11 protein-coding genes are annotated in these 13,453 nt (G+C 73.9%); 8 read left to right on the plus strand and 3 right to left on the minus strand.

Going from position 1 to position 13,453, the window contains the following annotated elements:
* The first annotated feature begins 27 nt into the window (after positions 1–27).
* From ABT014_RS09805 to ABT014_RS09835, 7 genes are all read left to right on the plus strand, one after another.
* The gene (locus ABT014_RS09805) at positions 28–1,656 is read left to right on the plus strand and encodes a PfaD family polyunsaturated fatty acid/polyketide biosynthesis protein (RefSeq protein ID WP_350638164.1); all 1,629 of its coding nucleotides are present in this window, start codon (positions 28–30) and stop codon (positions 1,654–1,656) included.
* Positions 1,653–3,368 carry an acyl-CoA dehydrogenase family protein gene (locus ABT014_RS09810; protein WP_350638165.1) on the plus strand — a complete coding sequence of 572 codons (1,716 nt, stop codon included), beginning with the start codon at positions 1,653–1,655 and terminating at the stop codon, positions 3,366–3,368. The genes ABT014_RS09805 and ABT014_RS09810 overlap by 4 nt, the downstream gene beginning before the upstream one ends.
* Positions 3,369–3,398: 30 nt before the next feature.
* Positions 3,399–5,189 (plus strand): acyl-CoA dehydrogenase family protein, encoded by a 1,791-nt coding sequence (locus ABT014_RS09815; protein WP_350638166.1) that lies wholly within the window; start codon positions 3,399–3,401, stop codon positions 5,187–5,189.
* 35 nt (positions 5,190–5,224) lie between these two features.
* A complete protein-coding gene (locus ABT014_RS09820) occupies positions 5,225–5,458 on the plus strand; it encodes a hypothetical protein (RefSeq protein ID WP_350638167.1) in 234 nt (77 codons plus the stop codon).
* A gap of 10 nt (positions 5,459–5,468) precedes the next feature.
* Positions 5,469–6,764, plus strand: coding sequence for an NAD(P)/FAD-dependent oxidoreductase (locus ABT014_RS09825; RefSeq protein ID WP_350638168.1), 1,296 nt, complete (start codon positions 5,469–5,471; stop codon positions 6,762–6,764).
* A 211-nt stretch (positions 6,765–6,975) separates the two neighbouring features.
* Positions 6,976–7,392 carry a DUF3291 domain-containing protein gene (locus tag ABT014_RS09830; RefSeq protein ID WP_350638169.1) on the plus strand — a complete coding sequence of 139 codons (417 nt, stop codon included), beginning with the start codon at positions 6,976–6,978 and terminating at the stop codon, positions 7,390–7,392.
* A 43-nt stretch (positions 7,393–7,435) separates the two neighbouring features.
* Positions 7,436–8,908, plus strand: a complete 1,473-nt coding sequence (locus ABT014_RS09835) for a DHA2 family efflux MFS transporter permease subunit (RefSeq protein WP_350638170.1) — start codon at positions 7,436–7,438, stop codon at positions 8,906–8,908.
* Positions 8,909–8,984: 76 nt separating this feature from the next.
* Here ABT014_RS09835 and ABT014_RS09840 read toward each other — a convergent pair whose 3' ends face one another.
* A complete protein-coding gene (locus tag ABT014_RS09840; protein ID WP_350638171.1) occupies positions 8,985–9,644 on the minus strand; it encodes a MerR family transcriptional regulator in 660 nt (219 codons plus the stop codon).
* Positions 9,645–9,760: 116 nt separating this feature from the next.
* Here ABT014_RS09840 and ABT014_RS09845 point away from each other — a divergent pair, with 116 nt between their 5' ends.
* Entirely contained in the window at positions 9,761–10,801 is a 1,041-nt protein-coding gene (locus ABT014_RS09845) for a UDP-N-acetylmuramate dehydrogenase (protein WP_350638172.1), read from the plus strand.
* A gap of 15 nt (positions 10,802–10,816) precedes the next feature.
* Here ABT014_RS09845 and ABT014_RS09850 read toward each other — a convergent pair whose 3' ends face one another.
* Both ABT014_RS09850 and ABT014_RS09855 read right to left on the minus strand, forming a co-directional pair.
* Positions 10,817–11,836: an adenosine deaminase gene (locus ABT014_RS09850; protein ID WP_502894917.1), complete on the minus strand. Its 1,020-nt coding sequence runs from the start codon at positions 11,834–11,836 to the stop codon at positions 10,817–10,819.
* Positions 11,837–11,935: 99 nt separating this feature from the next.
* Entirely contained in the window at positions 11,936–13,171 is a 1,236-nt protein-coding gene (locus ABT014_RS09855) for a pyridoxal phosphate-dependent aminotransferase (protein WP_350638174.1), read from the minus strand.
* Between the last annotated feature and the right edge of the window lie 282 nt (positions 13,172–13,453).

The following is a 13,453-nucleotide window of genomic DNA, read 5'->3' on the forward strand; positions in this document are numbered from 1 at the left end:
CACCCCTGCCTGAGGAGACCGAACGACATGAACCGCCCGCAGACACCACTGCTCTGGCAGGGGGAGCAGTATCCGAGTACCGACCCCGCCGGGGTCTACCAGGTCCTCGCCGAACTCGAACGGCCCTGCTTCGTGGTCCGCACCCCGCGCGGCATCGGTGCCGCCGCCGAGGGCCGGGCCCTCGCCGCCGGCTCGGCCGACGGCCTGCCGCTGCTGGCCGCGGTCGCCCCGCTGCCCCCGCACCGGCTGGGCTCGGCGGCCTTCCTGGCCGCGCACGGCGTCCGCCAGCCGTACCTGGCCGGGGCGATGGCCGGCGGGATCGCCTCCGCCGACCTGGTGATCGCACTCGCCCGGGAGGGCTTCCTCGCCTCCTTCGGCGCGGCCGGCCTGCTGCCGGAGAGCATCGAGAAGGCGCTCGGCCGGTTCGCCGCCGAGATCCCGGGCCTGCCGTACGCGGTGAACCTGATCCACAGCCCGAGCGAGGAGCGGTTGGAGCGCGAGGCCGTCGAGCTGTTCCTGCGGCACGGCGTGCGCTGCGTGGAGGCCTCCGCCTTCATGGCGCTCAGCCCGCACATCGTCCGCTACCGGCTGGCCGGCCTGCGGCAGGGCCCGGACGGGCAGCCGGTCGCCGAGCACCGGGTGATCGCGAAGATCTCCCGGACCGAGACCGCCGAGCGCTTCATGCGGCCGGCCCCCGCCGCCACCGTCAGCGCGCTGCTCGCCCAGGGCCTGATCACCCCGCTCCAGGCCGAACTGGCCAAGTACGTGCCGATGGCCGACGACATCACCGTGGAGGCCGACTCCGGCGGCCACACCGACCGCCGGCCGCTGCCCGCGCTGCTGCCCAGCATCCTGCGGCTGCGCGACGGCGTGCAGCGCGAGCACCGCTACCCGGCGCAGATCCGGGTCGGCGCGGCCGGGGGCCTGGGCACCCCGATCGCGGTGGCCGCCGCCTTCGCGATGGGCGCGGCCTACGTGGTGACCGGCTCGGTCAACCAGTCCTGCGTCGAGTCCGGCGCCTCCAAGGCGACCAAGGCGCTGCTGGCCGAGGCCGGCATCGCGGACTGCGAGATGGCGCCGGCCGCCGACATGTTCGAGCTGGGCGTGGAGCTCCAGGTGCTGAAGAAGGGCACCCTGTTCCCGATGCGGGCCAAGAAGCTGTACGAGCTCTACCAGGCGCACGGCGGCCTGGAGGAGCTGCCCGAGGGGGAGCGCGCCCGGCTGGAGGCGCAGGTCTTCCGCCGCCCGCTGGAGGAGGTCTGGCAGGAGTGCGTCGGCTACTTCGGCCGCCGTGACCCCGAGCAGCTGGCCCGGGCCCAGGACAGCCCCAAGCGCCGGATGGCGCTGGTCTTCCGCTGGTACCTGGGGATGTCCTCGCGCTGGTCCACGGTCGGCGACCCGGACCGCACCCTGGACTACCAGGTCTGGTGCGGCCCGGCGATGGGCAGCTTCAACGACTGGGTCACCGCCAGCTACCTCAAGGCGCCCGGCAACCGCCGGGTCGCCGACGTCGCCCACCACCTGATGCGCGGCGCCGCCTTCCACACCCGGGTGGCCGCGCTGCGCACCGCGGGCGTGCAGCTGCCGGCCGCCGTGGCCGACTACCGGCCGGTGCCGCTGGAGTCCCCGGTGGCGGCCCTGGGCGGTGCGCTGTGATCGAGCGGGTCGCCGCGAAGGCCGCCGCGCTGGAGCTGCTGCTCGGCGACCCGGACGACCCGGCGGGCCCGTACGGCTTCGCCGCCGCGGTCCGCCGCGACGAGCGCGGGGAGTTCCCGGACGAACTGGCCGGGGTGCTGCGCGAGTCCGGCTTCCACCTCGACCACCTGCCGGCCGAGTGGGGCGGCGGCTTCGAGTCCTTCGACCGCAGCCTGCTGCTGGTCCGCACGGCGGCCCGCCGGGACCTCAACGTCATGCCGGCCACCATGTTCTCGATCACCGCCGCCACCTGCGTACGGCTGCACGGCTCGCCCGAGCAGCACCGCCGGGTGGCCGAACTGCTGCGCCGCGGCGGCTCGGTGGGCTTCGCGCTGTCCGAGGCCGGGCACGGCAGCGACCTGCTGGCCAACACCGTCCGGCTGGAGCCGGAGGGCGAGGGCTGGCGGCTGGACGGCGAGAAGTGGATGGTCGGCCTCGGACAGCGCTGCGAGGCGATGTACGTGGTGGCCCGCACCGGCGAGCGCGGCCCCGGCGCCTTCACCGCCGTCCTGCTGGACCTGGCCGAGAGCACCCACCGGCTGGACCGGGGCGCCTGGGTGCCGACCTCCGGGATGCGCGGCATCGACTTCGCCCACCCGCGCTTCGACCGGCTGCCGGTCGCCCGGGAACAGCTGGTCGGCCGGCCGGGCGAGGCGCTGGAGGTGGCGGTCAAGGCCCAGCAGGTGGTCCGGCTGATGAGCACCGCCGGCAGCCTGGGCTGCGCCGACACCGCGCTGCGGCTCACCCTCGGCTTCGCCGCCGAGCGCCGCACCGGCCGCAGCGGCCTGCTGGAGACGCCCTACCAGCGCCGGGAGTTGGCGATCGCCTCGGCGGCGCTGCTGGCGGCCGACGCGGTGGCGCTGGTGGCCGCCCGGGGCATCCACGTGGCGCCGGAGCAGTTCAGCGTCTGGGGCTGCGCGGCCAAGCACGTGGTCGCCGAGGCGGTCGAGGACGCGATCGCCCGCTGCGGCGCCACCCTGGCGACCCGCTCGGTGCTGCGCACCGAGGGCCCCGGCGGCGGGCTGTTCCAGAAGCTCCAGCGGGACGCCGCGCTGGTCCGGGTGGTCGACACCAGCACCCTGGCCAACCTGCGCTCCTTCGCCGGTCAGCTGCCCGCGCTGGCCGCGGCGGCGGCCGGGCCGGGCGGCGACGGGCGGGCGGCCCGGACGGTCTTCGCACCGGACGAGCCGCTGCCCCCGTACGACCCGGCCCGGCTCGACCTGAACGCCCGGGGCCGGGACCTGCCCACCGGCACCCTCGGCGCGGTGGCCGGCCCGGCCGCCGAGGCGCTCGCCGAGGCCGGCGCCCCGGTGGCGGCGGCGCTGGCCGAGCAGCTGCTCGCCGCCGTCCGCGGCCTGCCCGAGGAGAGCGCGGCGGCCGGCACCGGCACCGGCCCGATCGACCTGGCCGAGCGGTTCGCCTGGCTGCACGCCGCCGCCTGCTGCCTCCAGCTCTGGTGGGCCGGCCGGCACCTGCCGCTGTACGGGCAGAAGCCCGGCTCGGCCGACTGGCTCACCGCCTGCCTCGGCTACCTGCTCGCCCGGGCCGACCAGCGGCCGGTGCGCCGCGCCGCCGAACAGCTGCTGCCCGCCCTGGACGTGCTGCTCGACCTGCGGGCCGACCACCGGCTGTTCTCCGCGGTCCCGGTGCCGCTCGCCCGGCCGGTGGTGTGACCGATGGACCTTTCCCCGACTGGAGGACCGGTGAACAGCTCAGAACTGCGCAGCCTCGCAGCCGAGTTGGAGGACTACCTGGGCGACCCGCACGACCCGGCGAGCCGGATGCCGTACGAGCGGATCCTCGACCACGACGAGCGCGAGGAGTACCCGTACGGCTTCGTCAACCTGCTCCAGCGCTGGGGCGTGCACGAGTACAACATCCCCGAGGCGCAGGGCGGCCGGGCCGGCGACGTGGAGACCGGCTTCAACCTGCTGCGGCTGATCGCCCGGCGCGACCCGACCACCGCCACCGCGCTGATCATCACCAGCCTGGCCTTCCTGCCGGCCTGGATCGCCGGCACCGAGGAGCAGAAGCAGTACCTGAGCGACGCCATGCGCCAGGGCAGCCGGTACGCCTGGGGCCTGTCCGAGCGCAACCACGGCAGCGACGTGCTCAGCAACGAGCTGTCCGCCGAGAAGGTCCCCGGCGGGTACCTGCTCACCGGCGAGAAGTGGCTGATCGGCAACGCCCGGGTGTCGGACGGCCTGAGCGTGTTCGCCCGGACGAAGGAGAGCGGCGGCCCGGCGGGCTACTCGATCTTCCTGCTGGAGAAGCGCCGCACGCCGGCCGGCGCCGTCGAGGAGCTGCCGAACGAGCGGCTGCACGGCCTGCGCGCACTGGACATGAGCGGGATCCGGCTCGACCGGGTGTTCGTGCCGGACTCCGCCCGGATCGGCGCCGAGGGGGCCGGGCTGGAGATCGCCCTGCAGACCTCCCAGGTGGCCCGCACCCTGATCGGCTCGATCGCCCTGTCGGCCGTGGACACCGCCCTGCGGATCACCCTGGACTTCACCGAGCGCCGGGTCATCTTCGGCCGCACGGTCAGCGAGATCCCGTACTCCCGGCGCCAGTTGGCCGAGTGCTTCGCCGATCTGATGATCGCCGACGCGGTCAGCCTGGGCGCCGTGCGCAGCCTCCAGCTGGTGCCCGAGCAGACCAGCGTCTGGTCGTCGGTGGCCAAGTACTACGTGCCGACCGTGCTGGAGAGCACCATGTCCCAGCTCAACGTGGTGCTGGGGGCGCGCTTCTACCTGCGGGCCGAGCCGCACTACGGCATCCACCAGAAGATGCTCCGCGACATGCTGGTGGCCAACTTCGCCGACGGCAACACGGTGGTGAACCTCAAGAACCTCGCGCTGCAACTGGAGGGCCTGCTCGCCGCCGCCACCGACCCGGAGCCCGCGGCCCGGGCCACCGCCGAGCAGCGGGTCGGCACGCTGTACGGGCTCGGCCGCGAGCTGCCGCTCTACCGACCGTGGGACCAGCAGCTGTTCAGCCGCGGCCGGGACGACGCGCTGCTCGCGGCGCCGGCCGCGCTGGCCGAGCTGGAGCGGCTGGCGGCCGGGGCCGAGGTCCCGGGGCGCGCCCGGTTGCTGGCCGCCGCCAAGGTGGCCGGCGAGCTGCTCGGCCGGGCCCACGTGCTGCGCGAGGAGTGCGCCCGGCTGCGGGCCGAACTCGGCCGCGAGTACGGCCAGTCCGCCGAACTCTTCGACCTGGCCAAGCAGTACTGCCTGCTGCACGCCACGGCCGCCTGCCTGCACACCTACCTGCACTCGGCCGGGGAGCTCGCCGACCCGCTGCCCGACCCGGCGCTGCTGCTGCTCCAGCTGGAGCGGCTGCGCCGGCAGCTGTACCCGCACCAGGCGGTCACCGACAGCGGGGTGGTGGACGAGGTGATGGCGGTGCTGCGCCGCCTGCACCGGGAGAACCGGCTCTTCTCGCACTGGCAGTTCCGGCTCGCCGAGCGCGGCGACCTCACCCTCGCGCAGGCCTGAGGGCCGCACGCCGCGTCCCAGGAAGGAGCCGACGGATGCCCGGCCACCGCCCCGGACCCGCCGCGAACCGCCCGCTGCCCTGCCCGGCCTGCCGGGCCGAGGTCCCCGCGGGCCGGCTCGACCGCGACCTCAAGGTCTGCCCCGCCTGCCGCCAGGAACTGCGCCGGGACACCTGTGCCTGGCTCCAGCAGCTGGCCGGCCTCGCCGTCCTCGGGCCGGTCCTGGAGGCCGGCTCCCGCACCGACACCCCCATCTCCCCAGCCAGCTAAGGACTCTGCCATGTCAGCACCGCTCAAGCCCCGGGTCGCGGTCATCGGCGCCGGCGTCTCCGGCCTCTCCGCCGCCTACCGCCTGCGCGAGCGCGCCGAGCTCACCGTCTTCGAGCAGGACGACCGGCCGGGCGGCCACGCCAACACCGTCGAGGTGACGGACGCCGGCCGCACGCTCGGCATCGACACCGCGTTCGTGATCTTCAACCGGCCCAGCTACCCGAACCTCACCCGCTTCTTCGACGAGCTGGACGTGCCGTTCCGCGAGCACCGGGGCGGCTTCAACTTCTTCGACCTGGACACCGGCCTGCAGTTCGGCACCGAGGAGATGGCGCTGCCGGAGGAGGAGGTGGCCGGCCGCTACCCGGAGGAGTTCCTGACCATCCGCCGCGAGGCCCGCCGCTTCCACGAGGAGGGCCGCAAGGACTTCCTGCGCAAGCGCACCGACCTCCCGCTCGGCGAGTACCTGGACCGCGGCGGCTACAGCCAGGCGTTCCGGCACGGCTACGTGATCCTGCTGTGCACCGCGGTCTGGTCGGTGCCGGCCGAGCTGATCTGGGAGATGCCGGCCACCACCGTGATCGCCTTCTTCATGGCGCACGACGAGGGCGGCCTCGGCGGCGCCCGGGTCGACTGGCGCACCGTCGGCGGCGGCTCGATCTCCTACGTCCGCAAGGCGCTCGCGGCCATCGACCCCAAGCTGCGGCTGAACGAGGAGGTCACCGAGGTCCGGGAGCTGCCCGACGGCGTGGCGGTGACCACCGCGGCCGGCACCGAGCACTTCGACCACGTGGTGCTCGCCGTCCACGGCGACCAGGCCAGGGCGCTGCTCGCGGAGCCCACCGAGCTGCAGCGGGAGACCCTGGCCCGGATCCGCTACAACCCGTCCAGCGTGGTGCTGCACACCGACGCCTCGGTGATGCCGGCCGACCGCGACCGTTGGGAGAACTGGAACTACGGCAAGGTGGTGGTGGACGCCGAGGTGCGCCCGTACGTCGTCTACTACATGAACCGGCTGCACGGCTTCGAGTCCGAGCTGGACTACTTCGTCACCCTGGACTACCCGCTCCCGCTGCGCGAGGAGCTGGTGATCAAGGAGCTGCACTACGAGCACCCGGTGATCGACATGGACCTGCGCACCCTGCAGCGGACCATCTACCAGGTCAACGAGGGCACCCGGATCAAGCTGGCCGGCTCCTACTTCCACTCCAAGCAGCTGCACCACGACCAGATCGGCTCGCACGAGGCCGCGTTCTCCTCCGGCCTGGAGGCGGCCGAGCAGCTGCTGCGCGAACTCGACGCCTGACGTCGACGTCCGGGGGCGCCGCGGCGGGCCCGCGGCGCCCGAGCGGGGCCGGCCCGAAAGGGGTCGGCCCCGTCCCGATATGGGTACTGGCACTCAAGGATCCCTGCTCCCTATAATGGATAGCGCTAGGTTCCACTATCGACTCGGGGGCGCCCCCGGGACGCCCCGCCCGCCACTCACGCCGAGCCGGCGACCGAGGAAGGCCACCGCCATGCCCACGCTCCCCTGGACCACCCCGAACCCGGCCCGGCCGCAGACCCGCGCCCTGGTGATGGCCTCCCGGCTGGAGGTGCGCTCGTTCAAGGACGTGCCGCGCTTCTTCCTCAAGTCGCTCGCCGCCTGGAAGCAGGTCCGCACCGCCCCCGGCGCACTGGGCGCCTCGCTCATCGCCCAGCCGCTCCGGCGGACCTTCTGGACCCTCTCCGCCTGGGAGACCCGGGAGGCCCTCTACACCTACGCCAAGACCGAGCCGCACTACAGCGTGATGACCTCGCTGCGCCCGACCATGAAGGACTCCACCTTCACCTTCTGGGAGGTCCCGGTCGAGCAGCTCCCGATCGCCTGGCCCGACGCCAAGCAGCACCTCGCCGACCAGGCCCGGGCGGACGCCGACGCCGCCGGCGCCTGAGCCGACCCCGAGACCCCGCACCGCTTCCCGAGGAGTAGAAGTCATGGCTACGTCCGATCCGACGGCGGTCGGCTCCCCGAGCCCCGCCGCCCAGGGGCCGAAGGTCCCGCTCTGGCTGTCGATCGTCGCGTGCAGCGTGCCGATGTTCATGGTGGCGCTGGACAACCTGGTCGTCTCCACCGCGCTGCGCACCCTGGCGATCGACCTCAAGGCCGACACCCAGGACCTCCAGTGGTTCGTCAACGCGTACGTGCTCAGCTTCTCCTGCCTGCTGCTGATCGGCGCCGCGCTCGGTGACCGGTTCGGCCGCCGGAAGGTCTTCACCATCGGCATCGCGATCTTCACGCTCTCCTCGATCGCCTGCGGACTGGCCGACACCAGCGCCGAACTGATCACCGCCCGGACGGTGCAGGGCTTCGGCGCCGCCGCGGTCATGCCGCTCTCGCTCACCCTGCTCTCGCAGGCCGTCCCGGAGAAGATGCGCAGCCTGGCGCTGGGCCTGTGGGGTGCGGTCAGCGGTCTGGCCATCGCGCTCGGCCCGGTGGTCGGCGGTGCGGTGGTGGACGGGCTCGCCTGGGAGTGGATCTTCTGGATCAACGTGCCGGTGGGCATCCTGGCCGTCCCGCTGATCCTCAAGGTGCTCAAGGAGAGCAAGGGGGAGAAGGCGCCCCTCGACCTGATCGGCATGCTGCTCGCCTCGGCCGGCCTGCTCGCGGTGGTCTGGGGCATCGTCAACGGCAGCACGGACGGCTGGACCTCCACCCGGATCGTCGCCGCCTTCGTGGCCGGCGCCGTGCTGCTGGCCGCCTTCGTGCTCTGGGAGCGCCGGCAGACCCACCCGCTGCTGCCGCTGTCCTTCTACCGGATCCGCGCGTTCACCCTGACCAACATCGTCTCGGCGACCATGTACTTCGGGGTGTTCGGGTCGATCTTCTTCCTCTCCCAGTACCTCCAGATCGCCCCGTTCCGCACGCCGCTGCACGCCGGCGTGCTGACCCTGGCGTGGACCCTGATGCCGATGTTCATCGCCCCGATCGCCGGGGCGCTCACCGACCGGGTGGGCGGCGGCCGGCTGATGGCCCTGGGCCTGTTCCTCCAGGCCGCCGGCCTGGCCTGGATCAACCTGGCGGCCACCGACGACACCCCGTACTCCCGGCTGGTCGGCGCGATGCTGGTGGCCGGCGCCGGCATGGGCTTCGCGATCGCGCCGACCGCCGCGGTGGTGCTCGGTGCGGTCGGTCCGGAGCACCGCGGCAAGGCCTCCGGGGCCAACACCACCGTCCGGGAGATCGGCGGGGCCTTCGGGATCGCGGTGCTGAGCAGCGTCTTCCTGGCGCACGGCAGCGAGGCGAGCGCCGCCGACTTCGTCCGGGGCCTGCACCCGGCGGTCTGGGTCGGCGTCGGCGTGGTGGTGTTCGGCGGGGTCTGCGCGCTGTTCATCCCGCGCCCGCCGCGGCCGGCCGCCGAGGCCGCCGAGCCGCGCAGCGCCGACCAGCCGGCACCGGCCGGCGTCTGACGGCGCCGACCGCGCCGCGGGGCGGCCCGCGACCCTCCGCCGGGAGGGCCGCGGGCCGCCCCGCTGCCGTGTCGGGTCAGCGCGCGGCCGGGTCCGGGGCGCGGCCGGCGGCGCCCTCGAAGGCCCGGTGCGAGGCGTCCGCCTGGGCCAGCCGGCGCATCGCGCCGATCAGCGCGTCGCCGAGCACGGTGCCCAGCACCGCCCCCTCGACCTTGCTGTCCACGCCCTCCCGGTGCCCGATCGCCGCCAGCTCGGCGGCCGCCAGCCGTTCGGCGACGGCCGCGTAGTCCTCCAGCACGCCCAACAGGTCGTCCTGGCCCAGATCCCGGAAGGTGACCACCAGCTGGGCCAGCGCCTGCCGGGCCGGGTTGCTCTCCTTGACCACCCAGCCGCGCCGCGCCACCAGCTCCGTCACCACCTGCTCGGCGAGCGTCCAGCCGGCCCGGTCGGAGGCGGTGACCTGCGGGGTGACGGCGGCCTGGGCGATCCCGAGCACCTCGTGCAGGCTGCTGCCGGGGGAGTCGATCGCGCTCAGCACCTCCCGGGTGGTCGCCACCGAGAGCTTGCCGACCTCGACCATCGCGCGCACCAGCTTGAGCCGGTGGATGTGCGCCTCGTCGTACCGGGCCTGGTTGGGGCCGATCCGCTCGCCCCCGGGGATCAGGCCCTCCCGCACGTAGTACTTGATGGTCGGCACCGGCACCCCGGCCCGCCGGCTCAACTCCCCGATCCGCATCGCGTCCCCGTTCCCGAAGCCGTCGGGCCCGGGCGGGCCACATGGATAGTGTATCTCTCCAAAATCCTGGAGGAGCCTGGACGGACCAGCCGATGCGCCCGTATACCGTGGTGGGCGTGCAGGTACTCGAGAACGCGCCGCTGGCCCCGCTGACCACCCTCCGGCTCGGCGGCCCGGCCCGCCGGCTGGTCACCGCCCGGACCGACGACGAGGTGGTCGCCGCCGTGCGCGAGGCGGACGCCGCGGGCGAGCCGCTGCTGATCCTCGGCGGCGGCTCCAACCTGGTCATCGCGGACGCCGGGTTCGCCGGCACCGTGCTGCGGATCGCCACCACCGGCTTCGAGCTCGACGGTGCCCGGCTGGAGCTGGCCGCCGGTGAGGTCTGGGCCGAGGCGGTCGCCCGCACGGTCGACCACGGCCTGGCCGGCATCGAGTTCCTGGCCGGCATCCCCGGCTCGGCCGGCGCCACGCCCGTGCAGAACGTCGGCGCCTACGGCCAGGAGGTGGCGAGCACCGTCACCGAGGTGCTCGCCTACGACCGCGCCACCGGCGAGCGGGTCACCCTCACCAACGCCGATTGCGCGTTCTCCTACCGCCACAGCCGGTTCAAGGCCGACCCCGACCGCTACGTGGTGCTGCGGGTGCGCTTCGCGCTGGAGGACGCCGCCGGGCAGTCCTCGCCGGTCAAGTACGCGGAGGTCGCCCGCACCCTCGGGGTCGAGGCCGAGCAGCGGGTCGACCTGCGCACCGCCCACGACACCGTGCTGCGGCTGCGGGCCGGCAAGGGCATGGTGCTGGACCCGGCCGACCACGACACCTGGTCGGCGGGCTCCTTCTTCACCAACCCGGTCCTGACCGCCGACCAGTACGCGGCCTTCGCCGCCCGGCTCGGCGACCGCACCGCCCCCGCCTACCCGGCACCGGACGGCTGCACCAAGACCTCCGCCGCCTGGCTGATCGACCACGCCGGCTTCCGCAAGGGCCACGGCGAGGGCCCGGCCACCCTCTCCACCAAGCACACCCTGGCCCTCACCAACCGCGGCGCGGCCACCACCGAGGACCTGCTCGCGCTGGCCCGCGAGGTCCGCGACGGCGTCCTCGCCGCCTTCGGCGTGGAGCTGGTCAACGAGCCGGTGATGGTCGGCGTCAAGCTCTGAACTCCCGGCGGCCGGTCACCCGGCCAGCCAGGCGTCGATGTCCGACAGCAGCTCCTTGCGGACGCCCTCCGGTGCTCGTGAGCCCCGCACCGACTGCCGGGCCAGCTCGGCCAGTTCGGCGTCCGAGAAGCCGTGCACCTCGCGCACCAGCCGGTACTGCTCCGCCAGCCGCGAGCCGAACAGCAGCGGGTCGTCCGCGCCCAGCGCCATCGGCACCCCGGCGTCGAACAGCGTGCGCATCGGCACCTGACCGGCGCTCTCGTAGACCCCGAGCGAGACGTTGGAGGAGGGGCACACCTCGCAGGTGACCTGCCGGTCCGCCAGCCGCTGCATCAGCCGCGGGTCCTCCGCCGCGCGGACCCCGTGGCCGATCCGGCCGGCCCCCAGGTCGTCCAGGCAGTCCCGGACCGACTCCGGGCCGGCCAGCTCGCCGCCGTGCGGCGCGGCCAGCAGCCCGCCGTCCCGGGCGATCTTGAACGCCCGGTCGAAGTCCCGCGCCATGCCCCGTCGTTCGTCGTTCGACAGCCCGAACCCGACCACCCCGTGGTCGGCGTACCGGACCGCGAGGCGGGCCAGCGTGCGGGCGTCCATCGGGGACTTCATCCGGTTCGCCGCGACCAGCACCCGGATCCCCACCCCGGTCGCCTCGGAGGCCACCCGGACCGCGTCCAGCACCAGCTCCAGCGCCGGCGTCAGCCCGCCCAGCCGCGGCGCGTACGAGGTGGGGTCGACCTGGATCTCCAGCCAGCGCGAGCCGTCCCGCCGCTCGTCCTGCGCCGTCTCCAGCACCAGCCGCCGGATGTCCTGCTCGTCCCGGAGCACCGAGCGCGCGGTGTCGTACAGCCGCTGGAAGCGGAACCAGCCGCGCTCGTCGGTGGCCCGCAGCTGCGGCGGCTCGCCCGAACTGAGCGCCTCGGGCAGCCGGACCCCGTGCTTGTCCGCCAGCTCCAGCAGGGTGGCGGGGCGCATCGAACCGGTGAAGTGCAGGTGCAGGTGGGCCTTCGGGAGGCCTCGGACATCACGCTGGCGTTCCATTGGCCGATCCTGCCGCATCCGGGCCCGAAACGGGAACCGCCCCCTGTACATCCCCCGAAGGGATGAGAGGGGGCGGCCCGCCGCGGGCGGCGGCGCGGATCAGTCCCGGGCCTCGCCCAGCAGCTTCTGCACCCGGCCGATGCCCTCCGCCAGATCGGCGTCGCCCAGCGCGTACGACAGCCGCAGGTAACCCGGGGTGCCGAAGGCCTCACCGGGGACGACCGCGACCTCGGCCTCCTCCAGGATCAGCGTGGCCAGCTCGGCCGAGCTGGCCGGACGGCGGCCGCGGATCTCCTTGCCCAGCAGCGCCTTGACCGACGGGTACACGTAGAACGCGCCCTCGGGCTCGGGGCAGAGCACGCCGTCGATCTCGTTCAGCATCCGCACGATCGTGCGGCGGCGGCGGTCGAACGCGGCCTTCATCTCGTCCACGGCCGACAGGTCGCCGGAGACGGCGGCCAGCGCGGCCTGCTGCGCCACGTTCGAGACGTTGGAGGTGGCGTGCGACTGCAGGTTGGTGGCGGCACTCACGACGTCCTTCGGGCCGATCAGCCACCCCACCCGCCAGCCGGTCATCGCGTAGGTCTTGGCCACGCCGTTGACCACGATGCACTTGTCGGCCAGCTCGGGCAGCAGCGCCGGCAGCGAGGTGAACTCCGCGTCGCCGTACACCAGGTGCTCGTAGATCTCGTCGGTCAGCACCCACAGGCCGTGCTCCAGCGCCCAGCGGCCGATCGCCTCGGCCTCGGCGCGGGTGTACACCGAGCCGGTCGGGTTGGACGGCGAGACGAACAGCACCACCTTGGTCTGCTCGGTGCGGGCCGCCTCCAGCTGCTCCACCGACACCTTGTAGCCGGTGGTCTCGTCCGCCACCACGTCGACCGGGACACCGCCGGCCAGCTTCACGGCCTCCGGGTAGGTGGTCCAGTACGGCGCCGGGATGATCACCTCGTCGCCCGGGTCGAGGATCGCGGCGAAGGCCTCGTAGATCGCCTGCTTGCCGCCGTTGGTGACCAGCACCTGGGAGGCGTCCACCTGGTAGCCGGAGTCCCGCAGGGTCTTGGCGGCGATCGCGGCCTTCAGCTCGGGCAGGCCGCCGGCCGGCGTGTAGCGGTGGTTCTTCGCGTCGTGGCAGGCGGCCGCGGCGGCGTCGACGATGTAGCCGGGGGTCGGGAAGTCCGGCTCTCCGGCGCCGAAGCCGATCACGGGACGGCCGGCCGCCTTGAGGGCCTTGGCCTTGGCGTCCACGGCGAGGGTGGCGGACTCGGCGATGGCGCCGACCCGGGCGGAGACCCGGCGGTCGGCAGGACGGTTGGCGGGGGTGGAAGCGCTCATGACTGCATCGTCCCAGAGTTGCCCCCCGCCGGGTACGACGGTTTCACCATGCGTACCGCTCGGTCCGCATGCTGTCGCCCCCGCGCCGCCGCCGGTCCGCCACCGCTCCGCTCCCGGTCCGCTCCTGGTCCGCGGACCGTCCGCCGCAGGTCCGCCCCCGGGCGGCCCGGGCCGGCGATCTCCCGGGCCCGGGTGTGTCCCTGACGAGGTGGCGGGTGAGGCAGCGGTGAATGAGGTTCGACCAAACGCTCAAGAACACGTACACTCACTGCTCGATGGCTC

Origin of the sequence: Kitasatospora sp. NPDC094015 (assembly GCF_040304075.1) — a bacterium.
Lineage (GTDB): Bacteria > Actinomycetota > Actinomycetes > Streptomycetales > Streptomycetaceae > Kitasatospora.